Raw genomic sequence first — 25066 nt, 5'->3', positions numbered from 1 at the left:
CAGATGAAATATGAGGGGGAGTTCCATGGACAACATTAAAAATCAGGTTAAAAATGTATTGCATGAAGGTGAAAACATTATTGAATGTTTAAGCTGTTCATTAGTTGCACATTACTGTTTAGCACCGCAGGCAGGCTTATTTGCAGCAACGAACAAAAGACTGCTATTCTATGGAATCCCGGTATCAGAAACAAACAATGAATTAGTTGAAGAATTTGCGTATAGCCATATAACTTCCATTGAAGAAAAAAGGGGGATCACCGGGAAACATATTCATATGTACTATAAGCAAGACTTGTACAAATTCCAGCAAATCCAGGGGATGAATTTGTTTGATTTTATGGTGGCTGTTAAGGAAAAGATGAGCCTGTTTACCACTTCACTAAAAGAGCGTTATCCTGTAAGATAAGAGCTCTTTTAGTTGAATATTTGACTTAGTCTAAAGGCTAAGATAACTTTTCCATGCATTAGCGATTAATTGGACTCCTCTCTCAATCTCGTCCATTGAGGGGGCGCCATATCCAATCATCACTTGATTGTTTGGCTTGTGAAGATGATACATATGTAAAACAGCATCGATTTCAACTCCCGCCGACTTTGCCAGTTCAATTGCTTTAGATTCATTCAATCCTTCTGGTAATGTCACGATGATATGCAAACCTGCTGTATCTCCAATTATGTCAAAGTTTTCTCCTAGATGCTTTGCCAGGCTATCTATTAAACAGCTCCTTTTAGCTCTATATAAAGTTCTCATTTTTGCGATATGGGATAAATAAAATCCTTTTTCCATAAACTTTGCAGCAGCTCTCTGATCGATTCTTGAAACAGCAGACTTTTGATAAGCATTAAATTTTTCAAAGTCCTGCTTCAGGGCTGCTGGCATAACCATATAGCTGATCCGAAGTGATGGCAGCAATGTTTTTGAAAAGGTGCCGAAGTACAGTACCCGCCCGGCTGAATCGAGATGGGATAAAGCTGGGATTGGTGCCCCTTTGTAGCGAAATTCAGAATCATAGTCATCCTCGATAATGTATGCTTCCTGTTTGATTGCCCAATTTAATAGCTCAATCCTTCTGGCAATAGACATAATTGTACCGGTAGGATATTGATGAGCAGGTGTGGTATATAATAATTTTACAGGCTCATCAGCATCAGGCACACAGCATCCTTCCTCATCCACAGAAATCGGATAACATGGCAGCTGTAATTGCTCAAAAATAGATTTAGCCCGAATAAAACCTGGATCTTCTATTCCGGTGGCGCTCCGTTTAAAAAACAAACATACATTTAGCAGCTGCTGTTGAAATCCACTGAAGATATACACTTGCTCCGGCTGGCAGGCCAGCCCTCTAGCTTGCTGTAAGTATAGTGCAATTTGGGCACGCAAAGAATATTCGCCCTGCCACGGTGCATTGCCGGCATTAGATTCATTAAGCTCTTTTCTGTATAACCGGCTCCAATGTTTATAGGGGAAGGCGGAGGCATCGACCTGCCCATTTTTAAAATTAATATGAAACTCATTCTGAACTCTTTTCTCCAATTCTATTGTATTAATCTGACTATAGTGCCATTCATCCTGAATTTCAGAAACAAAATAGCCTCTGCGTTCTGCTGAATAACAGTACCCTTCACTAAGCAACTGTTCATAAGCCATCTGAACAGTTAGGATGCTCACGTTCAATTGTTCAGCCAGCCGCCGCTTTGCAGGAAGTCTTGAATGAGCTGACAATTTTTTATTTAAAATCGACAGCCGAATTTGTTCATAAATTTCTTTATACTTTATCCCATTTTCCGAAAGCAAAATTTGAAATTCCATCGAACCATTCCCTGGTATTATATTAAAATTCAATTTTGGTTATTTTTATCATACCAGAATTCGGTTTTAATTGATTCAAGGAGAGTGATAGCATGCAAATTTTAGTAAACAATGTTGTGCAGTTAATTCCCATGGAACTTGAGCATATTGAAGGAATTTACGAAGCAGCTCAGGATAAACGCATATGGGAGCATATGTCTGTTGATTTAACTGATAAAAGCCGGGTCATTCAATATGTAAAAGATGCGAAACAAAAACGTAAGCAGGGCACCGATTGTGCTTTTGTCATTGTTCATAAAAAAACAGGGAATATCGTCGGTGCTACTTGGTTTCTCGATATCTCAATCCCGCATAAACGGCTCGAAATCGGCTCAACATGGATAAACCCTCTTTATTGGCGCACGAATATTAATTCAAACTGTAAATATTTATTATTAACATACTGTTTTGAAGAACTGTCCGTGAATCGTGTACAAATTAAAACCGGACATGAAAACTTCCGCTCACAAAAAGCGATCGAACGGACCGGTGCGGTAAAAGAAGGCGTACTTCGAAATCATATGATACGAAAAGAAGGGACAATTCGCCATACTGTCCTTTATAGTGTTATAAAGGAAGATTGGGGAAAAGTAAAAAGACATTTCGAAGAAAACTTGCTTTTCTAGGTTTTGTAGAACATTTATACTGAATAATAAAACTGCTGGAAGGGTGTAGATCGAAGTGAATAATGATTCTTTATTTACTGATAAAATCAAAAAGGCGCTTCAGAATACTCCCCCAGGGGAGTGGATTCCGGAGATTCCGGAGGATTGTATACGCCTGCATTGCGGCTACCCGGCACCTGATCTCGTGCCGGTTGAAGAGGTAAAAGCAGCTGTTAATAGTCTATTAGAAGAAGAACAGGATTTGCCGCTCCATTATATAGGAAGTCCCAAGATTTTAAAACTAAAGGAACAGGTTTTAAAGAGATTGAAAGAGCGGGGGATATCTGTAGCGGAAAATGAGCTTTTGATAACTTCGGGTGCCTGTCAGGCAATCGATTTGATTGCCCGCATTCTCCTTGATGAGGAGACAATTATTGCAATAGAGTCCCCCACCTATATGGAGGCATTAGAGATTTTCCAAAATTACACAAAACATATAATTAGTATTCCTGTAGACAAGCACGGACTTCAAACAGAGGTATTGGAGGAGATTCTAGAGGAAAGAAAGCAAAAAGGGCTCGCTCAGCCGCGTTTTATCTATACGATCCCAACGTTTCAAAATCCTACAGGGACGACGATGACAGGAGAGCGCCGGCAGCATGTATTGGAGCTTGCAAACAAATATAATTTTCTATTAGTAGAGGATGATGCTTATGGGGAATTATCATTTAATAAGAGTCTTCCCACTCTAAAAGCTATGGATCAGAAATCCCGAGTTCTGCATGTCGGTTCGCTATCCAAGATTGTGGCCCCGGGTATGCGTATAGGATGGATAGCGGGATCAAGTGAAATGATCCATGCATGCGCCTGGTTTAAAAAAGATTTAAACCATCCGTTTGCTCAATCTGCCATGGCTGTTTATTTTGCAAACACGGATTTTAATAATAAACTAGAAACCTTGAGAGATACATATTGCTCCAAATGTGATGTTCTGACCTCCGCACTGGAACAGTACCTTCCTGAATCAGCTTCCTGGTATGTCCCTGAAGGCGGGTACTTCGTGTGGATGAAAATTCCCGGTGCCGATACATCGGAACTGCTGACACATGCCCTTGCAGAGGGGGTATCTTTTATTCCTGGCAAGTACTTTTTCATGGATCAGGCAGCTGGAACGGAATTTCTTCGCCTTTCCTTCAGTTATGCTGAAGAGAAGGAAATAACAGAGGGGATCCGCAGGCTGGGGAGAGTCGCAGAGGCCTATCTTTAAATGAAAATTTCTCTTTGGAACTTAAAAATGAAGAGGAATAAAGCAAACAAAGCCTAATTATCTTGGATTGTAGGCCAGAAATTAGGCTTTTTTAAAAATGCCAGCCAATGATCGGTAAATTCTAAATTATAGTCTAACTTTAACCTCAGTACCGTCCTTGGCTTTGACATCTACTAGCACGATCCCCTTATAATTTGAAGGAGTGATTTTTTCAATGCATTTTCGAAATGCAAATGAAGAAGATTTACAAGCAATTGTCCGCTTGCTTGCCGATGATGATTTAGGAGCAAAGCGCGAGAGGTATGAAGAACCTCTGCCGGATTGTTATTATAAAGCATTTAAGGCATTAGAAGCACAGGAGGGAAATCAGATTATTTTGGCGATAGACGGTCAGACGGTGATTGGCTGCCTTCAGTTAACGATCATTCCTGGTTTAGCACGACAGGGGATGAAGCGCGCACAAATTGAAGGGGTCCGGGTCGATCAGCGCTGCCGCGGAAATGGGGTAGGGGAAGCCTTATTTAAAGAAGCAATTGCAATAGCAAGGTCTGAGGGGTGTGGTCTTGTTCAATTGACGACTGATAAGCAGCGTGAAGATGCACATCGTTTCTATAACAGGCTGGGATTTTTAGCGAGTCATGAAGGGATGAAATTAATCTTTTAATTTGATTGCTTTATTCTGCTGGCACGATTTTTGGGCCAGTTAGAATACCAGCTAGATACTGAATAATTTTTAAATGGAATTTATATAGGTGAATTCATGCAGGAGGAATGATGGAAACAAGTATGAGTATTGAAGAAGTATTAACCGGGATTTCTAAACTGTTGGAGAAAGAATAGCTTACGCCCCAAAGAAGCAAGTAAACAAATCAAATCCAGAACTAATCAAAAATGCATTGTATTATTTTCCGAGCTGAGAAAATGCAGTAGAGCATTCTATAGATTCATAACCTCAAAAAGTACATAACATACCTTTTATGAAAAATTGGAGTGTCTTCGTATGTGTTTGGCCATTCTATAAGGAAATACTGAAACTTCAGAAGATGCCTGATGGAAACGTGAAGGCATCTTCTGATTAATTGGATCACATGGACGGGTTAAAAAGCCCGGTCACCATTAAAGATCGAATTTTTTACAATAACATAATCAACATGACGAATGGCATCCAGCTTGTTGCCGCCTGCGTAAGAAATAGAGGACTGGAGATCCTGCTCCATTTCTTTCAGCGTATCTGCTAATGATCCTTTGTGCTCTACTAAAATTCTCTTGCCTTCAACATTTTTCTTTTCGCCTTTTTGAAATTCTGAGGCTGAGCCAAAGTATTCTTTATAGAGCTTTCCGTCTTTCTCATTCTCAATGGTTTTTCCAGGTGACTCCTCATGTCCTGCAAACAAGGAACCAATCATCACCATTGTTGCACCAAATCGAATTGATTTGGCAATGTCACCATGGGTGCGAAGACCTCCATCTGCTATGATCGGTTTGCTTGCTGCCTTTGCACACCAGCGAAGTGCAGCTAATTGCCAGCCGCCCGTTCCGAATCCTGTTTTAATTTTTGTGATGCATACCTTGCCAGGTCCAATGCCAACCTTTGTGGCATCTGCTCCAGCATTCTCTAATTCTCTGACTGCTTCCGGGGTTCCGACATTGCCAGCAATCACAAAGCTTTGAGGAAGGTATTTCTTAATATGCTCAATCATTTGGATAACAGCATTGGAATGGCCATGGGCTATATCAATGGTAATGTATTCCGGTGACAGCTTTTCATCAGCTATTTGCTGTATAAACGCATACTCGCCTTCTTTGACGCCAACACTGATCGAAGAGTATAATCCCCGTGCCTTCATATCTTTCATAAAAGAAATTCGCTTTTCCGGTTCGAATCGATGCATGATATAAAAATATCCGTTCTCTGCCAGGTATACGGCAATTTTCTCATCTACAATCGTCTGCATGTTGGCAGGCACCACAGGCAGTTTAAACGCACGGTCCCCTAGAAAGACCTTTGTATCACATTCAGATCGGCTATTGACGATACTTTTTGCGGGAATTAATTGAATATCTTCATAATCGAATACATTTTCCATTATAATCCTCCTATTGAACGAAGCTGAAAACGTACGGCCATTGCAAGGATAGGTTTTTCAGTTTCAATCGATCTTATACAGATTGACAGGGAAGCATCATTAAAAAAGAGCTTAGAAAATTCCTAAGCTCAATGGATAATAGGGGGTCGAATTGTGAGGGTTCGACCACTTTAATTTTATACAATTTTGTTTATTGTTTCAACTTATTAAAGTGAAAACGCATAAAAGTGATAGTGTCTTAAAAGCTTCTCCCCGGACTATCATGAATCATAAGACATATCTCGCTTGGGCTATTCCACCCAGTATTTTAACCATAGGGGCCATGACATAGCGGTAGCGAGACAGATGGAGGATCCTTCATACATTGCTGCAGTTGGCATTTTTTGAGTTGAAATTAAAATATCCCATTTTCATTAGGAGATTCCTCTGGTATGGGCTGGCCTACATCCCAAAGTTCAGCAATCTTGCCGTCTTGAAACCGAAAGATATGTACAACTGCTCCACCGAGGTCCTCAGGGTTTTGCTTCACATGGGAATGAACGGCAACGGTTTCATTTTCCTGGATGGCGAGTTTAACATCAAGTTTTTTGTCAGGGTTTTGCTTTGCATTCTCTTCCATCGCGAGCTTGAGAGATTCTGCATCTCCACGGAAATAGGGATTATGGTGGGAAAAATCTGGGCTGATGTAACGCTTGTAAGCTTCAAGGACTTGGCCGGATGCTACAAGCTGCAGAAATGATACTGCTTTCTCTTTTAGTGATAGGTTTGAAGTCGATTGTTGCTCTGTACTCATTTTAATCATCCTCTCATCTCATTAATGAATTCAATTGAAGTATAATTTATAGATATCCCCATGACAATATGTTGCCATAAGGGGAAATCACTTTTAGTTATCTTACTTTAATATAGAGTGAGAACTTTATTAATTTGTGATATATATTAGAAAAAAGGGACAAAGGAGGCGGTTAGCTTGAGTATCCATTTTGAATTGAAAAGATCCATTCAGGTATCTGCACAAAATGCCTATAAAGCTTTAATCGATCTTGATTCTGCAAAGGACTGGATGAATGGACTAGTTGGAATAGAGCGGGAGGACAGCGGGCCATTAAAAGTGGGGAGTCAGTGGAAAGAGACAAGGAAAATGTTTGGAAAAGAAGCTTCTGAACATTTTGAAGTTGTCGAACTCGATGAGCCCAAAAAAATTGTGCTCCGCTGTGATGGAACCAAAGGAACAACAGGCAAAGGAGAATTTATATTTACATACATAATCGTTCCAGCAGGTGATGCTTCAGAAGTTACTTTACTTGGTGAGATTAAGGGACTTACAGGCTTTTCGAAATGGTTTGGAAAGATGATGGCTGGAGCCTTTAAGAAAGCCTGTGCAAAAGATTTGGATGCTTTAATAAACTATTTGGAAAAGTGAAAGTATAAAGGAGCAGAATGTTATGTCAATCATTGATAAATTAAAGCTTAACAAATATAATAATTTGGCTGTTCTTAACCAGCCAAGTGGCTATGCTGTATTTAATGAATGCAAAACTACTTTATCAGGTGAACATGATGCAATCTTCATCTTTGTAGAAACAATTGATGAAATGACAGAGTTTACCCGAAAAGTGATCGCTGAGGAGCAGCTGCTCGAAAAAGGATATTTATTTTTCGCTTATCCTAAAAAAGGGAATAAACGGTATGATACATACGTTCATAGGGATGATATTTTTCCGGCAATGAAAGTGGGAGAAGATGGGTATGTGGAAAATAGCGAAGTGAAATTCTCGAGAATGGTAAGTATGGATGATGTCTTTACGGTTGTTGGATTGAAACGCGAAGAGAAAAAAGAGAAAAAGTCATCGGCTCCTAGTCAATGTGTGGCTAATTATCAGGACAATGTAAAAGATGTTGAAAAACTATTAGGGGATTATCCAGATGAATTGAAATTTTATCAGGATTTGACACCGGGTTACCAAAAAGATTGGGCTCGCTACATCTTTTCAGTTAAGCAGCAGAAAACCCGTGAGAAACGAGAATCGCAAATGGTCGATATTTTATCACAAGGTTATAAATCTGTTGATTTGTTTAGACAAAAGAAGAAGTAAAAAAGGTTCCTGCCCCAGGTTACTTTCATAATTAGGGGCAGGAACCTTTTTTAGAAACTAAGTGTATTTAACTCATCAAGAAATGCATCTAATTCATCTTCAGATAAAAATTTATATGCATATCCATAGGAAATTGGTTCATTTCCTGTATGTTCCCGTTTAGGGAATTCCCGCAGGACTGTACTATGACGCATTCCAGTGGATTTTTCCTCCAGTTTCTTATTGCCTTCAACGGTTTCAGGATTTAAAACAATCGTAATTTCTTTATTTGGTAGCAGATAAATGATTTCGCCGTTTCCAACATGTTTAAATTCAACACCCTTAGATGTTTCCTTCATCGTTTTGAATTTGTTTAACCCAAATGTATTATGTATGTTTCCCATTGGATCATTCACCTCCATTAAATAATGCCATCTCATATTATAAGGCAGAATGCCTATTCTGTACTATAGAAACCTAAGCATAAGAAAAAGGAGTTTGATATTCCTCCTTTTTCTCAAGCATAATATCCTGAAAAACACTTACCCTTTTTGGATAGTAGTTTGATATTGTTTGCTGCTGCGCTCAGTCTGAACCAGCATATGTCCATTTTTTTCACACCATGAAGCAATATCTTTCACAAAATTGCAATCTGTTGTGGTGATCTGAAGATATTCACCTGGCTGAAGGGACTTTATATTTTTATGAACCTCCATAATTGGCCCGGGACAGGTTAACCCGGCTGCATCTATGGTGATAGATGGATGGATGTGCTCCTTGTGATCTGGATTGATGGCTCTCTTTTTCTGGTGATGAACAGCTGCATATGTTTTCCAGCCTCCATCCAGATTTTTCACAACAAAACCATTTTCTTTAAGAATACGGGAAGCCAAATAGCCTCTTAACCCAACCTGGCATGAAACATAAACCGTTTTGTCCTTAGGGAGTTCACTCAGGCGTTCACGTATTTCACTCAGCGGAATGTTAATAGAACCTTTAATATAGCCCATTTCCCTTTCGATTGGCTCCCGGACGTCGATCAGGAGACCGCCATTTTCAACGATTTCATCGATTTCATTCCACTGGACGGTAACCGTGTCGCCATTCATGATGTTTTCCGCCACATATCCTGCCATATTGACAGGATCCTTTGCAGATGAAAATGGCGGAGCATAGGAAAGCTCAATTTCGGTCAAATCAAACACAGTCAAATTCCCTTTTATGGCTGTGGAAATTACATCAATTCGTTTGTCTGCTCCATCTTCTCCAACTGCCTGTGCACCATAGATTTTTCCTGTATCGGGACTAAAGAGCAGCTTTAAACTGATTGGAGCGGCTCCTGGATAATACCCTGCATGTGAGCTTGGATGAATATGCACAGCCTGATATTTCATGCCCAGCTGTGACAGCTGTTTTTCATTGATGCCTGTGGATGCGACGGTTAAATCAAATACTTTGGCAATGGATGTACCGAGTGTCCCTTTATACCTTTCCTGCTTCCCGTAAATATTATTGGCTGCAATTCTTCCCTGGCGGTTAGCCGGGCCTGCTAAAGGAATCATGGCTGCATTTCCATTGATAAAATCCTTCACTTCAATGGCATCGCCAAGGGCATAAATATCTGGATCATCCGTTTGCAGATACTCGTTTACCAAAATTCCCCCGCGCTTTCCTACATCCAGCCCTGCCATGAGGGCCAGCTTATTTTCAGGTTTTACCCCTATGGATAAAATCGCCATGTCCGTGCAAAGCTCTGTCCCGCTTGCCAGTTCAATGGTTTTCCCATTCTGCTTAAACGCCTTGACTCCATCCTCTAATATCAAATCGACTCCTTTGTCAATGAGATGAGAATGAACAATAGAGGCCATTTCATAATCGATAGGGGCCATCACCTGCTTGCCTAATTCCACCACTGTAACTTGAATCCCGCGCTTAGCCAAATTCTCTGCCATTTCAAGCCCGATAAATCCTCCACCAATCACAACAGCCCGTTCCGGATGCTGCTCGTCAACAAATGCCTTTATTTTATCTGTATCCGGAATATTCCTGAGTGTGAAAACATTTTGCACATCTGATAGTCCTTCAATAGGAGGCACGATTGGTTTTGCTCCCGGTGATAAAAGTAAAGTGTCGTATGATTCCTCATATATTTCACCGGTTCGGAGGTTTTTGACTTCCACTGTTTTTTGTTCACGGCTTATTCCGATAACTTCTGAAAGATTGCGGATATCCAGATTGAATTTTTTGCTCATACCTTCTGGCGTTTGCACTAGAAGCTTATTCCGGTCCTTAATGGTTTCACCGATATAATAGGGAAGGCCGCAATTGGCGAACGAGATATGTTCACCCCGTTCAAACAGGACGATCGCTGACTTTTCATCTAATCTTCTTAATCGTGCAGCAGCAGTAGCACCACCGGCAACTCCGCCTACAATGACAATTTTTTTTGACATGATATATTCCTCCTGACTATTTTCAAAATATGCTTAAATTGGTTTATTCCCGTTTTTATCGCTTAAGTGTTCACTCCTTCACAAGTGCATTCAGCCCCTTTAATGCTTCTGTGTTTAAAAGAAATTGTTTATATTTATATACTATACGGGGTATATAACGTTGCGCAATAAAATCCTTGTTTATTGTTATGTGACAATATTGTGGCGTACACAGAATAGACAAAAAAGCACCGTTAACTATAAAATGATTGTTTCGGCCTGTATATTAATTATTATTTAGTATAAGGAAAGAGATTTGGTAATTTTTAACTATTAATTCGACATTTTATTTAATATAAAAATAATTCGTATTATTCATTCAATTAGCAGTCTCCTATTCTATAATTTAGAGTATCTAAATAATAGGAGGTCAAAATAATGAAAAAAAAGCTGCTTGCACCTGTATTGCTGTCATCAGCGTTAATGGCAGGTTCCATTCCTGTAACTGTTTTTGCCCAGCCGGCAGATTCTGCGAAGGTTCAGCCTGTCCAAGCTTCCAAGGAGTGGAATGAGAAAGCAAGTGTTCCTTTATTTGTAAAAGAGAGAGTTGCAGAGAAATTCTCTTCCAGCACTCCGGCGAATGCATTAAATTATTTAAAAAAGCATCAGGATCAAACAGGTATTAAAAATCCTGATAAAAACCTGAAAGTGAAAAATGTACAAAAAGATGAGCTTGGCATGACCCATATCAGGTTTAATCAGGCAGTCAATGGTGTGACCGTAGAAGGGTCCGAAGTAATTGTTCATTATAATGAAAATAATGAAGTAGTATCCGCGAACGGAAGAATAAATCAGGCAATTGCCGATGAAGCAGTGGACACGTCGGTGGCTTTAAAACATGATGCTGCAGTAAATACAGCTTTATCCGCTGTCAGTGCTCCAAAGGATCTTACATATGAGCCAACTTCTGAACTTGTAATCTATCCGTTTGAAGGGGAAAATCATACAGCCTATAAAGTAAATGTAAACTTCATGGGAGATGAGCCTGGAAACTGGTTTGTGTTTGTAGATGCAAAATCTGGTGAAGTCATTGATCAATTCAATGGAATCATGCATGCTGATGAAAATAAATCCCAGAAAGGATTCGGAAAAGGGGTAAATGGAGACCATAGGGAGCTTCATATTACCCGAACGAAAGAAGGTGCCTCCGGGACAAAGTTTGCGTTAGCCGATTACTCTCATGAGAATCTGGAGGGGATCTTTACATTTGATTCTAAAAATGATTGGGATTCAAATAATGATGCTCTGTATGTCGGGAATTCGGCTGCGTTCATAGGGGATTATGACCGTGCTGCAGTAGATGCGCATTATAATTCTGAGAGGGTATATGAGTATTTCCTGAATGAGCATGACCGCAATTCTCTCGATGGGGAAGGAATGGCAATAAATTCATATGTTCACATGGGCACAGATTATAACAATGCATTCTGGAACGGCCGTTATATGGCTTATGGTGATGGGGATGGCGAGTTCTTCATTTCATTATCGGCAGGACTTGATGTTGCCGCCCACGAAATGACACATGGTGTAATCTCTCATACTGCCAACCTTGCATACCGGAATCAATCCGGAGCCTTGAACGAATCCTTCGCTGATGTCTTTGGAGTGCTGGTTGACGATGAAGACTGGGAAATGGGCGAGGACATTATGGCACCGGCTGCTAAAGCTGATGGTGTTACGAGGTTGCGCAGCTTAAGCGACCCAAACAGTGTTGTCGTAAGTAATCCGCAAAGAGCAGCATATGGGAGCGGAGTCTATCCGGCACATATGGATGAATATTACGACATGCCTTTAAATGTCGACAATGGCGGAGTCCATGTAAATTCTTCTATTACAAACCATGCAGCCTACCTGATCGGGCAGGAAATTGGCAGGGAGAAGCTGGGGAAAATTTATTACCGTGCATTAACTGTTTATTTGACCTCTAATTCTAATTTTAGTGATGCACGCCAGGCAATTGTTCAGTCTGCCATTGATCTATACGGAGAAGGCAGCACCGAACATACCGCAACTGGATCTGGATTTGATGCCGTGGGGATTTACTAGGTTAATATAAGGTGAAAGGCATTATTCATACGGGTAATGCCTTTTCACCGATTTTAATCAACCTGCAATCTGGCCATCACTCATTTTTATTACACGATCGGCGAAAGAAAGCATTTCTTCATCATGTGTAACGATTAGGGTGGTAATGTTCAGCGTTTTCGTTAAATCTCTGATTAGCAGCATAATATCTTTAGATCTTTTTGAATCCAAACTTGCAGTAGGTTCATCTGCGAAGAGCACTTTAGGTTTATGGATGATTGCACGGGCAATTGCAACCCGCTGCTTTTCACCGCCAGACAATGAAGACGGGTAAGCTTTTTTCCGATGGTCCATTCCAACTAGTTTTAGAACTTTCTCAATTTCTGCTTTTTGTTCATCCTTCTTTAATTTCAGCTCAGAAACATCCAGCATTAACATGAGCTGTTCTTCTACTGTGAGAAACGGAACAAGATGAGCAAATTGAAACACGAAACCAAATTTACATGCCCGTATTTTTCGGACTTGCTCCGGACTCATGGCAGTCATATTTTCCTCTTCAAATAGTACTTTTCCACCTGATGCAGGCTGAAGGCCAGCTGCGATTGTAAGAAGTGTACTTTTACCAGAACCTGATGCACCCACTAACGCCGTTATCTTACCTTCTCTCAGAGAAAGGTTAACTCCTTTTAGTATCTCTTCCTTCACTTCACCATTAGAAAATGTTTTCCTCACTTTATCAATTGTAAATACAGTCATATTAAACCTCTCCTTGCTGAATCGCCTGTAATGGTTCTACTTTTTTAATTTGTATACCTGATAAGGTAGCTCCAATAAACCCTATAATCAAGAAGACCAATGACAATAGCCCTGTTGTAGCAGAGGTTAGACTAAAAGGCATTCCTTTAGGGGCAATCATATTAAAAACTTGACTAAATGTAATAGAGAGTAACAGTGCAATGATTGTAATAAAAAGCATCTGTGTCCACATCATTTTAAACAATGAACTTGTTTTTACTCCAATAGCTTTTAAGATACCGTATAATCCAATTTTTTGAACGTTCATCATGTAGAAAAAGATAGCAAACAGCATTCCGCTAATTACAACTAAAAACCACACAATCATATTTAAAGACATCTGTTCTGCACTATAACTCGGAATGGTATTGAGAAAATCTTTCTTTGAGAATGATTGTAAATCAGGAAAATTTAGTGCCAGATCCCCTCCGGGTATGAAAATTAATTGCATTTCTTCTACTCGGTAAATTTCCTTGAAATCTTTCAAATTTATATAAGCAACAGGGGCATGACTATATTTCTTTTGATCCACAAAACCTTTTACAACAAACTTGCCGCTATATTGATTATTCTTTAAGGTATCTCCAACCTTGATGCCTTCTTCCTCCAATGAACGATCAAGCACGATTTCCCCGCTTTTGATGTTTTCAAATAACGTTGACTCTGTGGATCCAACAAAGGCGACGCTTCTCTGCTTATCGTTTTCATCATTCAAAAAGCCCATTTGTATGGAAAGCGCTGCAGCATCCTTATATTTGCTTAATATTTCATCCTGGATACTTCTGTCTATTCTTGATAAATTATGGGTTTCTTCAGCTTCTTCATCCATATAGAATACACCGTTTGGCAAGTCTTTAATTAATGCAGCATTATCTTGTGATAATCCATTTGCCAAACCTGAAATAATAAAAGTTAATAAACTGACTAGAAAAATGATTGAACCTAATATTAAAAAACGGATTTTATTTCTTTTGATTTCTTTCCATGCAATGTTCATTAAATCTCCTCCAATCTCCTTTGACATCCTTAGTCTATAATTCTTATATGAACAGAAAATGAACAACAAGTTACAAATTTGCGGGGAGTCTTTTCTGAAATGCACACCAATATTTGAGCAGATGTTTACAAAAAAGTGTCAGGCATTTTCCGCGGAAAATGCCTGACACAAAAGCCCATACTAACCAACAGGCAATTCAACAACAAAAGCAGTGCCTTCTTTTTCTTTACTATTCACATGTATGTGTCCACCATGCAGTTTAACAATGGAGGCAGCGATTGATAGGCCAAGTCCTGTCCCTTCAATTGAACGCGTGCGTGCGATATCTGCCCGGTAAAAGCGGTCAAATATTCTATCTATTTCTTTCCTGTTCAAGCCTATTCCTGTATCTGCAAAAGTGATAAAAACCGATCCTCTGCTTTCTTCAATCGATATTTCAATACTGCCAGCGGGATTATTATACTTAATAGCATTCGTTAATAAGTTATCCCAAACCGTATTCAGTAAATAGGGATCACCCGTAATTTCTGTATCTGGCAAGGAGCAGTCAAGCATAATGTCTTTTTCATTTACAACCCATTGGTAATTACGAATCAATTCCTTAATTTGCTGGGCAACATTGAATATTTTTTTCTTCATAATTTCTTCATTGCGGTCTAATGTGGCAAGAAGCAATAACTGTTTTGTTAAAGTAGAAAGCCTGTTAATTTCTCCATTTATGACAGAAATGTATTTTGTTTTTTCTTTATATTCAAGTGATTCTTTCTCCAATAAATTGGTATACCCTTTTATATTAGATAAGGGGGATTGAATATCATGAGAAATGTTTGAGATGAATTCTTTCCTCATCTCATCTAATTGTTCTAATTTACTCGACATTTGCAAAAAACTTTGTGATAATTCCCCTAATTCATCACTGCGATTAATATCAAGCTCAACATGAAAGTTTCCTTTCGCAAGTGACTTTGTGGCCGCTGTTAATTTAGATATCGGCTTCACTAAATATTTTGTACTGACAAGTACCATCAAGATGCTAATCACAATCATTAAAACGAGAAGCCAGCCAAATAAAATATGCATCTCATTAAAAAGAAGCTTAATATCAGGTCTAATAAAAAGAGCATAGTTAATGCCATTATGGTTTAAAGGGACACCTATCGTATTCTTTAGTTCATTTGCAAAAAAGCCTGTCACAAAGGTTCTTTGTGGAAAATGGATAATACCATGATAAATATCACCGTTTAATACTTGCTCTTTAGTGGAAGGAGAGAGGGTATTATCCCTGAACTTTGCGCCAAAATAGGATTCCTTTCCTGAATCGTCTGCCAGATAAATTTGATATCCTATGGCAGAAAGGTTCTCTAGGTACTCCTTCAGACTGATATTCGGATGTTCTTCAGCAAATGCAGTTATATCCAGTGCAATTTTTGTGATTTTTTGATCATTATAGGGTTTTAATGTTTGCTGATAATATGCATTTGAGATAAAAAAAGCTAAGATTCCGCTTAAAATCATGATTCCGGTTGTAATCACAACAAATTTCACATAAAGAGACTTCATCCACGTTTTGCCTCCAATAAATAACCAATCCCGCGTACTGTCTTAATTTGAAAATCATCCGTCAATTTAGAAAAACGTTCCCTCAATCTTTTTACATGGACATCTACAGTTCGTTCATCCCCTTCATAATCCAAACCCCAAATATGTTCGATAAGATGACCCCGGGAAAACACCTGCATAGGATTTGAAATGAAAAAATACAATAGTTCGAACTCCTTTAAGGGTAAAAATATCGTTCGGTCTCCAATTTGAACTTCATAGCTTTTTTTGTTTATAGTCGTATGTCCAACACGAATAATTGATTCATCAGGCTGTTTATCATATCGTCGAAGCAATGCTTTGATTCGAAAGAGTAACTCCTTTGGTTCAAAAGGCTTGACCATATAGTCATCAGTCCCGGAATGAAAACCTTTTTCCTTATCCTCAATTTGATTCTTAGCCGTTAACAGGATGATTGGAATGTCATGCACATCACGAATCTTTCTCGTCAAGGCATAACCGTCCATATAAGGCATCATCACATCCACTACTGCTAAATCACATTTTTTATTACTTAAGATGCTCAAAGCTTGTATACCATCCTGAGCCTCGTATACCTTATACCCTGCTGCAGATAAATGAACATCTACCAGCTTTAAAATATGGATATCATCATCGACAATTAGAATATTCGTCATCTAAGATACTCCCCATGCAAAAAAATAGAAATCACTAATAGAATATCCGGTAATAAGCTGCACATCAAGTATCAAAGGTTAATCGATCCTTCTGTTCACTTTATTTCCAAGCTCAATTATTTTCTAATCAACTCTAAAAAATTTCAAAATAAAAAAGTATTTGACAAAAGATTGTAAAGCTGATAATTTTAAAATTAATAAATTTCGGAAAATAAAATCGATGACGAGAAGAGTAAGATAAGTGCCCTGTTCCACAGAGAGTCGGTGTATGGTGCAAGCCGATGTTCAGAACCTATCTGAAAATCATCTCCGAGATGCAATGCTGAACTCTTTCAGTAAGTATTGCCGGGTGGTCCCCCGTTACGAAGGAACACGTATGATTGTACGTTGATCGAGGTGCCGTAAGTGGATTTTTCTATCCGCAAACGGAACTAGGGTGGTATCGCGAGCTAACTCGTCCCTATATTAGGGGCGAGTTTTTTTATTTTCCTGAAAAGAGGGAGATGTACATGGAATCAAAACAGGCGATGGTAAATTTGGAATCAGAAGAGTTGAAGCTGAACGGGGCAGACGTTCTCATCCAGGCGTTAAAACAGGAAGGTACAGAAATTTTGTTTGGTTATCCTGGCGGGGCGGTTTTGGGTATTTACGATGCTTTGTACAGGTCACCGATTAAGCATGTTCTTGCCCGTCATGAACAGGGAGCCATCCACGCGGCTGAAGGCTATGCCCGTGTTTCAGGAAAGCCGGGTGTTGTGGTGGCTACTTCAGGGCCAGGTGCAACAAATATCGTGACAGGGATTGCGGATGCCATGATGGATTCATTGCCGCTAGTTATTTTCACAGGTCAGGTTGCTTCCCAGGTTATTGGAACGGATGCATTTCAGGAAGCAGATGTGCTCGGGATTACGACACCTATCACAAAGCATAATTATCAGGTGAAAAGGGTAGAGGATCTTCCTCGAATTGTGAAAGAAGCCTTTCATATTGCCACAACCGGAAGACCTGGCCCTGTATTGGTTGATATCCCCAAGGATTTGGCAGCTCAACATACTGCTGCATCCCTGCAGGCTGAGATCAATCTGCCAGGGTATCGCCCAACAGCAAGTCCTAATCCATTACAGATAAAAAGATTGCTTGCCGCACTCAGCGAATCCAAAAAGCCTCTCATTTTAGGAGGAGCAGGAGTCCTGCATGCAAAAGCTTCAGAAGAACTGCTTACATTTTCAGAGCGTTATCAAATCCCTGTAGTCCACACACTTTTAGGCCTTGGCGGATTTCCGGCACAGCATCCTCTATTTTTAGGGATGGCAGGTATGCATGGATGTTACACCTCGAACATGGCTATTTATGAATGTGATTTATTAATCAATATAGGTGCCCGCTTCGATGATCGGTTAACAGGTAATTTAGATTCATTTGCACCAGAAGCAAAGATTGCACATATTGACATTGATCCGTCAGAAATCGGCAAAAATGTCGAGACTCACTTTCCGGTTGCAGGAGATGCAAAAGCAGTCTTACAGATGATGATGAGTCAAAAAGTTAAAGGGCCAGCTTCAATACAATGGTTAAACCATTTAGAACAATATAAAAAAAGTCATCCTTATTGGTATAACGATACCCAGGAATTACTTCCACCCCAGCATTTAATAGAATTAGTACACAATCATACGAAAGGTAATGCGATTGTGACTACGGATGTCGGCCAGCATCAAATGTGGGCAGCGCAATATTACTCTTTTTCTCTTCCAAACCGCTGGGTTACCTCTGGCGGATTAGGGACAATGGGATTTGGATTCCCGGCAGCCATTGGTGCCCAACTGGCAGACCCTGGTGCAACGGTAGTTTCGTTTGTTGGGGATGGGGGCTTTCAAATGACACTCCAAGAACTAATCTTATTAAAAGAATGGGGGCTGCCGGTAAAAGTCATAATCGTCAATAACGGATCTCTCGGAATGGTCCGCCAGTGGCAGGAAACCTTTTATGATAGGCGATTTTCACAATCTATCTTATCCCAGCAGCCAGATTTCCTAAAGCTGGCTGAATCCTATGGGATAAAAGCTTATAGAGTGAGCACTAGTGAGGAAGCAGAGAGGATATTTCCGGAAGTTTTGGCAGACCGGGAGCCGGTACTGCTGGATTGCCGCGTGAATCCTGCTGAAAACGTCTATCCTATGGTAGCACCAGGGAAAGGATTACATGAGATGATTGGGGTGAAACCATGAAAAAGCGGATGGTCTCGGTAATAGTCCATAATCAACATGGAATTTTAACCCGTCTGATGGGTTTGTTTACAAAGCATCATTACCAAATCGAAAGTCTTGCAGCAGCAGTCTACACTGAGGCAAAAGAATTTTCGAAAATTTCAGTAGTAACAGAGGCAGAGGATGATCATAAATTCCTGCAGCTGGTGAAGCAAATAGATAAACAGATTGATGTCATTTCTGTAACAGATATAACTGACCAATATGTCATTGAAAGAGAACTGTCATCGATTAAGAAGGTACTGATATAAGCACAAACTTTCCAGTAAATGACCGAGGAAAAGGAGAGATTTGATATGGTAAAGGTTTATTATAATGGGGATGTAAATGAGGAAGTTTTAAAAGGGAAGACAGTTGCCGTCATTGGTTATGGCTCACAAGGTCATGCACATGCATTAAATTTGCGTAATAGTGGACATAAAGTAGTCATGGGACTACGGCCAGGAAAATCATGGGTACTGGCAGAAGAGGACGGCTTCCTTGTGCTGCCTGTCAAGGGAGCCTGTGAGGCTGCAGAGGTCATCATGGTTTTATTGCCGGATGAGATGCAGCCGACCGTTTATGAGAAGGATATTAAGCCTTCTTTATCTGCAGGAAAGGCACTTGCTTTTGCCCACGGGTTTAATATTCACTTTCATCAGGTCGTTCCACCTGAAAATGTGGATGTGTTTTTAGTGGCACCAAAGGGTCCAGGGCACTTAGTCCGGAGAACCTATGAAGAGGGAGCGGGTGTTCCAGCATTAATCGGTGTTCACCAAAATGTAACGGGCCTGGCAAAAGAGCTTGCATTAGCTTATGCAAAAGGGATCGGGGCGGCTAGAGCTGGTGTATTAGAAACGAATTTTCATGAAGAAACCGAAACGGATTTATTCGGTGAACAGGCGGTTCTTTGCGGCGGCTTGACATCTCTTGTAAAAGCGGGGTTTGAAACCCTTGTGGAGGCTGGATATCAAAAGGAAGTTGCCTATTTTGAGTGTATGCACGAGCTTAAGTTGATTGTTGATCTTATGTATGAGCAAGGCATGGAAGGTATGAGATATTCCATTTCGGACACAGCCCAATGGGGTGATTTTATATCCGGACCAAGAGTGATTAACGCCGAAACAAAGGCACGAATGAAGGAAGTATTAGAGGATATACAAACGGGGAAATTTTCAAAGAGCTGGATTTTAGAAAATCAGGCAAACCGGTCAGTGTTTAATGCGATTAATAACCGCGAAAAGAAGCATCCGATTGAAGTTGTCGGTAAAAGCTTGAGAAAAATGATGCCGTTTGTTAAGCAAGAGTCAAAAAGGGAAGTATCTGAGCGTTTGACTTAATAATAAGATCATAAAAATTAAATTCGAGGTGAGACCATTGGGGATTTAGTTAAGAGTGTGAAAATTGGTGAAGCAATGGAAACATTAAGGGATAAAGTGCATCAGACTCCTTTGAAGCAAAGTACAACAATAAATTACTTAACGAATGCCAACGTCTATTTAAAACTGGAAAATTTGCAAAAGACAGGATCCTTTAAACTAAGAGGAGCCATGAATAAAATCTTATCCCTATCAGATCAGGAAGCGAAAAGAGGGGTTCTAGCCGCATCTGCCGGAAATCATGCTCAAGGAGTAGCGCTGGCAGCATCGTTAAGAGGAATCAAATCGACAATTTATATGCCTAGGCATACTCCGCTTGCTAAGGTAGCTGCCACTAGAGGATATGGTGCTGAAGCCGTATTGGTCGGAGAAACATATCATGAATCCTATCAAAGAGCGGCAGAAGAAATGCACCAAAGTGGCAGTACCTTTGTTCATGCATTTGATGATGATAGGGTTATAGCAGGGCAAGGAACCATTGCATTAGAAATGCTGCAGCAAAATAGTCAATTAAACGTTATTTTTGTACCCATTGGCGGTGGCGGACTGATATCGGGAATTGCACTTGGAGTCAAAGCTTACAATCCTTCAATAAAAGTGATCGGTGTGCAGGCATCAGGGGCATCTGCAACCTATCAGAGATTTAAAGGGCAAAAAATGAAGTCTCTTCTTCCAATTAACACAATAGCCGATGGGATATTGGTTAAGGAGCCAGGGATTAAAACCTTTCCAATCATAGAAAAGTATGTAGATGATATCGTAACAGTAACTGAAGAAGAAATTGCCTATGCAATCCTGTTCATGCTTGAAAGAGAAAAAATGCTGGTTGAAGGAGCGGGTGCCGCTCCATTGGCTGCTATTTTATACAAAAAGGCACCGATTGAACAAAAGAAAGTGGGCTGTATCATAAGCGGAGGAAATGTAGACCCCGTTAAAATGCAAACCTATCAGGAAATATCTCAGTCAAAGAATGTATCAAATTTATAACTGACCAATTTATTAATTTAAAATTAAATTTTGATATATATCCTTACCATTCTCTCGATAATTTTCAAGGGTATTTTTATCTTGATATTCTTAACATAGCAATAAATCTTAAATTCCATTCGTTACCATATAATAAAAGATTATAAATACGAAAGGATGGTCCTAAGAAGTCATATAATACTTTCTTGGACCATCCTGTATATGATTATTTAACGCCTACTGCATCAAACGATTTATTGACTGAAGCTACTTCAGCAGATCCAGCACCATACAGGTCTGCAGCAGACTGTACTAATGCAGCGCGAGCCTGGCTGAATGTAGAAGAAGCCGTTAAGTAAACCGTATTGGCACGATAGTAGATTTGGCCGACTTTATCATTACCGATACCCGAAACGGTCACACCGTAATGAGTGCCGCCTTTCGCTAATAGATACGCAGCTTTATTAATGATTCCGCTATTTATGTGTACTCCACCATTGTCCTCAGAACCTGTATAACGTTTTGAGTAATGGTCAGGATCTCCGCTCTTTGTTGGATCGCTCATAGATCGAAGGGCATCGTTAGCGATATTTGGTGTATAGATGTCTTCTCCAATTTCATAATCCGGATTATTATTATCGAAAAATTCTACAAGAGTACCAAAAACATCGGACATAGCTTCATTTAATGCACCAGATTCGTTTTGATAGATTAAGTCTGAACTGGTGTCTGTTACCGCATGTGTAAGTTCATGCGCAACTACATCTAGACCACCGGATAACGGACGGAATGTAGTACCGTCTCCATCCCCATATACCATTTGGCTTCCGTTCCAGAATGCATTATTGTACCTGCTGCCATAGTGGACAGTCGATTTTAAAGCTGAACCTCTGTTGTCATATGAGTTGCGATTAAACACGTTCTTATAATAATCAAACGTCTTGCCTGCATAATAATGGGCATCAACGGCAGCAGCATCATATGTGCTATTTAATAGATTGTCAGGACTTGTCCAAAGTGTACCAGGTAATCTTGAACGATTTGAAGCATCGTATGTAAATACTCCCGCAGCCCTTGTTCTATCTTGTAAGAAATATGAAGTTCCGTCGAAAGTCATATTTAACGACCTGGTATCCCCTAAAACGCCTTTGCCGGAACCTGTAGTATCACTAAGAGTCACCGGTTTTCCGGTCTTTTTAAAAGATGGCTTAGCGTGTGCTTCATGAAGATCATTGTATTTGTCTAGAATCTTGCCTGTCGAGGCCTCGATAAAATAATTATAGTTTCCTGGTTTTGGAGAAAGGAAGTTTAAGTTTACTTGATATGCGTAAGTCGCTTCCTCCCCTTTAGTATAAACCACAAGCTCAGCTGATGGATTTTTCTCATAGTCTGGTGTAAATCCAAGGTCGCCTTCTGCGATATTGATGGCTTTATTAGCATTGACTTTCTTTTCTGATTTAAGGCCTTTCTTTGTTTCCAAATCAGGAGTGACAGTGCCCGAGAACACATTTAAAATCCCTTCATCCGTAACAACAGCAGCCTGAGTGGATCCCCAAACAGGCACTCCGTTGTACATTTGCTGTAATCGAAGAGCAGAACCCAGCTTGTCCTTCTTGTTAGATGTTACCTTAAACGAATCTTGTGCCGTTTTTGAACCTAACTTGAACTTCTTCTTATTGGCTTTCACATACTCGAATACAATGTCTTCAACATTTTTCTTCGATGGATTTGTCAGCTTTCCTGAAATAAATTCCGGGGAACCAACTGCTTCATTGTACTTGGATACGGATAAGACGTTGTTTGGTGCAGCGAGTGATGTGGCAGGAGAGAAGGCACTGGCAGTCAGACCGAGTGACAACCCTAGAGCTAAAATTTTTTTGTTCACTTAATTTTCCTCCTTGGTACCATAAAGTGTGTTGCGAGACTAATAATATCAGCTAAAACTGATTTTTTAAATAATTTTAAAAACTTTGAATAAATAAGCCTATCAAAAATAGGTATAGAGGAAAAAAGAGTATTAGAGGGTCTATAACCTAAGTTATATTATAAGTTATAACTATAGTAGAATTTTCATGTAAGAATTTGTAAGCTATAATTAATGGTAACTTTGCATGTAAATGCAGTTAGGAACCGGTATTGGCTAGTAGATTTCTATTCGGCCAGTCCCGGTTTTTTTAAAAGTTTGTCAGGAGAGGTGCATATGACAGATAAAGTAATTCAATATCGAAAAACGTTTGCTGACTACTATATGAAGCTCATTGATCTACTCGGATGGATAATTATATTTTACTCTATCCCTTTTGTATCTTTAACAGAAAAGCCTATAATACTAATCCTTCTGATGGTACTTATGCTGCTGTCAGAGTATTTTCAAATTCCCTTATTCTGTTTAAGAATGTTCAGTACAATGACGTTTCCAATCCTTTATGTCATGAATTTATATTTCAATATTTACACGACAATTGTAATCTTTGCATTTATTCTTATTTTTGAATCGTTTCATCACAAAAGATCTCTTCCCTCGACCATTTACAATATTGCCCAATATTCAATTTCTCTGATGGGGGCTGAATGGTTCCTAAATAAAATAAAGATAGGGATGGGAAATTATCATATAGATTACTTGTTAGAAAGTCTTATATTCATTTTGATTTTTACTCTTCTATATTTTTTCATTAATAATTTAATTAATGATACTCTATTTTCCATCAGGCCATTGCCATATACCTGGGAAGAGTGGAGAAGTAAAACTTTACAGGAAATGATTATCGGCATTATGTCCGTGATTCTAATATTTTTTATAGAGGTTTATACAAATTACCTTCCAAGAGACATTATAGATTTTACAACTATACTATTCTTATCCATTTGGATATTGTTAGCAATGACCATTTCGATTCTTTTAAAAGCAGTGATAGAAAAAAAGAAGTTGAATGCATTGTCCGTCCTTACTACGGAATTAAACCGTATCAATACAAATGACCTTCATGAAAAGAAAAGCCTTCTAGCGGAGACCTTTAATGCTAATGCTTTCGTTTTATTAGCAAAAGAAAATGATACATGGAAGCTTCTATTTAAGGAAGGACAGGTAAAAAGCGAAGTAGCATTCAGTGATGAACTTTCATTATTCTTAGAAGGAGTTTCAGACATGTCCATTTTGACAGGAAACGATTCCAAGGAGTTGCCATGCAATCAAATTTTTAATAATATGATTCTCTCGCAGGCATTTTCCCCGCTTTTTGTAGACAATGAAAAAATAGGTATGTTAATGGTCGGCAGAGTAAGTGAGATTGGTTTTAGTTTTGGTGAAATTCGCTCATTAACCGTATTATCCAATGTTCTGGCAAGTACATTGAAAACACGGTCCTTAATACTAGAAAATGAGAGACTGATGATTTTGGAAGAACGCAGCCGCATTGCACGTGATATTCACGATGGTATTGGTCAGTCTTTGGCAGGTATAGTTTTTCAGATGGAATCCTCGCTTGCGCTGCGAAAGAAAAATGAATATAAAGGGGACAACCTTAATCTTTATTATTCAATTGAACAGTGGATTGACAAACTAAGAGACAGTATAAAAGAGCTTCGTGAATCGATATATTCTTTAAGGCCGTGCCCTTTGGAACAAAATGGATTAGAACGGGCGATACAAGAAAAAATCCAGAAGATGGCCGAGGGAAAAGCGAGTATTATTTTCACTCAGAAAGGGGAGCCATACCCTTTAGGAAGTCAAATAGAAAAACTAGTCTATGATATATTCCAGGAGAGTCTGCAAAACTCAGTAAAACATGCAAAGGCTGAAAAGATTCAAGTCACTCTCAAATATGGACGAGAGCAGACTATGATAAAAATTAAAGATGACGGTATAGGATTTTCTTTATTTGACAAATTGATAAAATGCCAAACAGAACCTCATTTTGGAATCCTCACCATGAACGAGCTCGCACATAAATTTGGAGCCAAATTTGAGATAGACAGCGCAGAAGGCAAGGGCACGGAAATCCGTCTTGCCATACGGCACAATAATTAAAGGGAGTGAG

General features: G+C 39.4%; 21 protein-coding genes, 1 pseudogene and 1 other annotated feature. Of the genes and pseudogenes, 12 read left to right on the top strand and 10 right to left on the bottom strand.

Translation table 11 applies throughout. The features are described from left to right. Positions 1–25: 25 nt before the first annotated feature. Positions 26–409, top strand: a complete 384-nt coding sequence (locus AC3WTL_RS06990; RefSeq protein ID WP_222496900.1) for a PH domain-containing protein — start codon at positions 26–28, stop codon at positions 407–409. Between the two features lie 30 nt (positions 410–439). On the opposite strand, the gene pdxR is transcribed toward AC3WTL_RS06990, so the two are convergent. Then, on the bottom strand, positions 440–1816 hold the full coding sequence (gene pdxR / locus AC3WTL_RS06985; protein WP_222496899.1) for a MocR-like pyridoxine biosynthesis transcription factor PdxR: 1377 nt from the start codon (positions 1814–1816) through the stop codon (positions 440–442). Positions 1817–1908: 92 nt separating this feature from the next. On the opposite strand from pdxR, the gene AC3WTL_RS06980 reads away from it, so the two are divergent. From AC3WTL_RS06980 to AC3WTL_RS06970, 3 genes are all read left to right on the top strand, one after another. Continuing rightward, entirely contained in the window at positions 1909–2481 is a 573-nt protein-coding gene (locus AC3WTL_RS06980; protein WP_222496898.1) for a GNAT family N-acetyltransferase, read from the top strand. A gap of 55 nt (positions 2482–2536) precedes the next feature. After that, entirely contained in the window at positions 2537–3727 is a 1191-nt protein-coding gene (locus AC3WTL_RS06975; protein ID WP_222496897.1) for an aminotransferase-like domain-containing protein, read from the top strand. A gap of 214 nt (positions 3728–3941) precedes the next feature. After that, entirely contained in the window at positions 3942–4391 is a 450-nt protein-coding gene (locus AC3WTL_RS06970) for a GNAT family N-acetyltransferase (protein ID WP_222496896.1), read from the top strand. Positions 4392–4824: 433 nt separating this feature from the next. On the opposite strand, the gene guaC is transcribed toward AC3WTL_RS06970, so the two are convergent. Next, positions 4825–5814 (bottom strand): GMP reductase, encoded by a 990-nt coding sequence (gene guaC / locus AC3WTL_RS06965; protein ID WP_222496895.1) that lies wholly within the window; start codon positions 5812–5814, stop codon positions 4825–4827. 394 nt (positions 5815–6208) lie between these two features. Next, the gene (locus AC3WTL_RS06960) at positions 6209–6607 is read right to left on the bottom strand and encodes a nuclear transport factor 2 family protein (RefSeq protein WP_222496894.1); all 399 of its coding nucleotides are present in this window, start codon (positions 6605–6607) and stop codon (positions 6209–6211) included. 177 nt (positions 6608–6784) lie between these two features. Between AC3WTL_RS06960 and AC3WTL_RS06955 the strand changes: the two genes are divergently transcribed. Beyond that, positions 6785–7237 carry an SRPBCC family protein gene (locus AC3WTL_RS06955; protein WP_252221619.1) on the top strand — a complete coding sequence of 151 codons (453 nt, stop codon included), beginning with the start codon at positions 6785–6787 and terminating at the stop codon, positions 7235–7237. Between the two features lie 22 nt (positions 7238–7259). Continuing rightward, positions 7260–7910, top strand: a complete 651-nt coding sequence (locus AC3WTL_RS06950; protein WP_492369247.1) for a YdeI/OmpD-associated family protein — start codon at positions 7260–7262, stop codon at positions 7908–7910. Positions 7911–7960: 50 nt separating this feature from the next. Here AC3WTL_RS06950 and AC3WTL_RS06945 read toward each other — a convergent pair whose 3' ends face one another. After that, complete coding sequence (locus AC3WTL_RS06945) at positions 7961–8293, bottom strand: hypothetical protein (protein ID WP_222496891.1); 333 nt, start codon at positions 8291–8293, stop codon at positions 7961–7963. A 138-nt stretch (positions 8294–8431) separates the two neighbouring features. Then, complete coding sequence (locus AC3WTL_RS06940; protein ID WP_222496890.1) at positions 8432–10342, bottom strand: CoA-disulfide reductase; 1911 nt, start codon at positions 10340–10342, stop codon at positions 8432–8434. A 417-nt stretch (positions 10343–10759) separates the two neighbouring features. Here AC3WTL_RS06940 and AC3WTL_RS06935 point away from each other — a divergent pair, with 417 nt between their 5' ends. Then, complete coding sequence (locus AC3WTL_RS06935) at positions 10760–12427, top strand: M4 family metallopeptidase (protein ID WP_492369246.1); 1668 nt, start codon at positions 10760–10762, stop codon at positions 12425–12427. A gap of 57 nt (positions 12428–12484) precedes the next feature. On the opposite strand, the gene AC3WTL_RS06930 is transcribed toward AC3WTL_RS06935, so the two are convergent. The 4 genes from AC3WTL_RS06930 to AC3WTL_RS06915 form a co-directional block, all read right to left on the bottom strand. Continuing rightward, positions 12485–13162, bottom strand: coding sequence for an ABC transporter ATP-binding protein (locus AC3WTL_RS06930; protein ID WP_492369245.1), 678 nt, complete (start codon positions 13160–13162; stop codon positions 12485–12487). Between the two features lies 1 nt (position 13163). Then, positions 13164–14198: an ABC transporter permease gene (locus tag AC3WTL_RS06925; protein WP_492369244.1), complete on the bottom strand. Its 1035-nt coding sequence runs from the start codon at positions 14196–14198 to the stop codon at positions 13164–13166. A gap of 180 nt (positions 14199–14378) precedes the next feature. Further along, on the bottom strand, positions 14379–15758 hold the full coding sequence (locus AC3WTL_RS06920) for a sensor histidine kinase (RefSeq protein ID WP_492369243.1): 1380 nt from the start codon (positions 15756–15758) through the stop codon (positions 14379–14381). After that, positions 15755–16435 (bottom strand): response regulator transcription factor, encoded by a 681-nt coding sequence (locus AC3WTL_RS06915; RefSeq protein ID WP_492369242.1) that lies wholly within the window; start codon positions 16433–16435, stop codon positions 15755–15757. Before AC3WTL_RS06915 ends, AC3WTL_RS06920 begins: the two co-directional genes overlap by 4 nt. A 211-nt stretch (positions 16436–16646) precedes the next feature. Then, positions 16647–16900 (top strand) — a binding site (T-box leader). A gap of 44 nt (positions 16901–16944) precedes the next feature. Between AC3WTL_RS06915 and ilvB the strand changes: the two genes are divergently transcribed. The 4 genes and pseudogenes from ilvB to ilvA all read left to right on the top strand — a co-directional run bounded on the left by ilvB (position 16945) and on the right by ilvA (position 21047). Next, positions 16945–18663 carry an acetolactate synthase large subunit gene (gene ilvB, locus AC3WTL_RS06910; RefSeq protein ID WP_222496884.1) on the top strand — a complete coding sequence of 573 codons (1719 nt, stop codon included), beginning with the start codon at positions 16945–16947 and terminating at the stop codon, positions 18661–18663. Further along, a pseudogene (ilvN, locus tag AC3WTL_RS06905) lies at positions 18660–18944 on the top strand (acetolactate synthase small subunit); the annotation flags it as partial. The gene ilvB and the pseudogene ilvN, both read left to right, overlap by 4 nt. Positions 18945–18998: 54 nt before the next feature. Further along, positions 18999–20021 (top strand): ketol-acid reductoisomerase, encoded by a 1023-nt coding sequence (ilvC, locus tag AC3WTL_RS06900; protein WP_492369241.1) that lies wholly within the window; start codon positions 18999–19001, stop codon positions 20019–20021. Positions 20022–20096: 75 nt separating this feature from the next. After that, a complete protein-coding gene (gene ilvA / locus AC3WTL_RS06895; RefSeq protein ID WP_222497519.1) occupies positions 20097–21047 on the top strand; it encodes a threonine ammonia-lyase in 951 nt (316 codons plus the stop codon). Between the two features lie 205 nt (positions 21048–21252). Here ilvA and AC3WTL_RS06890 read toward each other — a convergent pair whose 3' ends face one another. Next, entirely contained in the window at positions 21253–22911 is a 1659-nt protein-coding gene (locus AC3WTL_RS06890) for a M4 family metallopeptidase (RefSeq protein WP_222496881.1), read from the bottom strand. Positions 22912–23787: 876 nt separating this feature from the next. Between AC3WTL_RS06890 and AC3WTL_RS06885 the strand changes: the two genes are divergently transcribed. Further along, complete coding sequence (locus AC3WTL_RS06885; RefSeq protein WP_492369240.1) at positions 23788–25056, top strand: sensor histidine kinase; 1269 nt, start codon at positions 23788–23790, stop codon at positions 25054–25056. Positions 25057–25066 lie beyond the last annotated feature (10 nt).

This window comes from Cytobacillus sp. EB106-05-05-XG126, assembly GCF_058791715.1.
The sequence above is the reverse complement of the archived record's forward strand: the minus strand, read 5'-3'. Positions and strand labels throughout refer to the sequence as shown.

Bases quoted from the DNA above. Each gene is read 5' to 3' on its own strand.
- AC3WTL_RS06990 (WP_222496900.1), top strand. From the start codon at position 26: ATGGACAACATTAAAAATCAGGTTAAAAATGTATTGCATGAAGGTGAA.
- pdxR (WP_222496899.1), bottom strand. From the start codon at position 1,816: ATGGAATTTCAAATTTTGCTTTCGGAAAATGGGATAAAGTATAAAGAA.
- AC3WTL_RS06980 (WP_222496898.1), top strand. From the start codon at position 1,909: ATGCAAATTTTAGTAAACAATGTTGTGCAGTTAATTCCCATGGAACTT.
- AC3WTL_RS06970 (WP_222496896.1), top strand. From the start codon at position 3,942: ATGCATTTTCGAAATGCAAATGAAGAAGATTTACAAGCAATTGTCCGC.
- guaC (WP_222496895.1), bottom strand. From the start codon at position 5,814: ATGGAAAATGTATTCGATTATGAAGATATTCAATTAATTCCCGCAAAA.
- AC3WTL_RS06960 (WP_222496894.1), bottom strand. From the start codon at position 6,607: ATGAGTACAGAGCAACAATCGACTTCAAACCTATCACTAAAAGAGAAA.
- AC3WTL_RS06950 (WP_492369247.1), top strand. From the start codon at position 7,260: ATGTCAATCATTGATAAATTAAAGCTTAACAAATATAATAATTTGGCT.
- AC3WTL_RS06945 (WP_222496891.1), bottom strand. From the start codon at position 8,293: ATGGGAAACATACATAATACATTTGGGTTAAACAAATTCAAAACGATG.
- AC3WTL_RS06940 (WP_222496890.1), bottom strand. From the start codon at position 10,342: ATGTCAAAAAAAATTGTCATTGTAGGCGGAGTTGCCGGTGGTGCTACT.
- AC3WTL_RS06935 (WP_492369246.1), top strand. From the start codon at position 10,760: ATGAAAAAAAAGCTGCTTGCACCTGTATTGCTGTCATCAGCGTTAATG.
- AC3WTL_RS06930 (WP_492369245.1), bottom strand. From the start codon at position 13,162: ATGACTGTATTTACAATTGATAAAGTGAGGAAAACATTTTCTAATGGT.
- AC3WTL_RS06925 (WP_492369244.1), bottom strand. From the start codon at position 14,198: ATGAACATTGCATGGAAAGAAATCAAAAGAAATAAAATCCGTTTTTTA.
- AC3WTL_RS06920 (WP_492369243.1), bottom strand. From the start codon at position 15,758: ATGAAGTCTCTTTATGTGAAATTTGTTGTGATTACAACCGGAATCATG.
- AC3WTL_RS06915 (WP_492369242.1), bottom strand. From the start codon at position 16,435: ATGACGAATATTCTAATTGTCGATGATGATATCCATATTTTAAAGCTG.
- ilvB (WP_222496884.1), top strand. From the start codon at position 16,945: ATGGAATCAAAACAGGCGATGGTAAATTTGGAATCAGAAGAGTTGAAG.
- ilvC (WP_492369241.1), top strand. From the start codon at position 18,999: ATGGTAAAGGTTTATTATAATGGGGATGTAAATGAGGAAGTTTTAAAA.
- ilvA (WP_222497519.1), top strand. From the start codon at position 20,097: ATGGAAACATTAAGGGATAAAGTGCATCAGACTCCTTTGAAGCAAAGT.
- AC3WTL_RS06885 (WP_492369240.1), top strand. From the start codon at position 23,788: ATGATTATCGGCATTATGTCCGTGATTCTAATATTTTTTATAGAGGTT.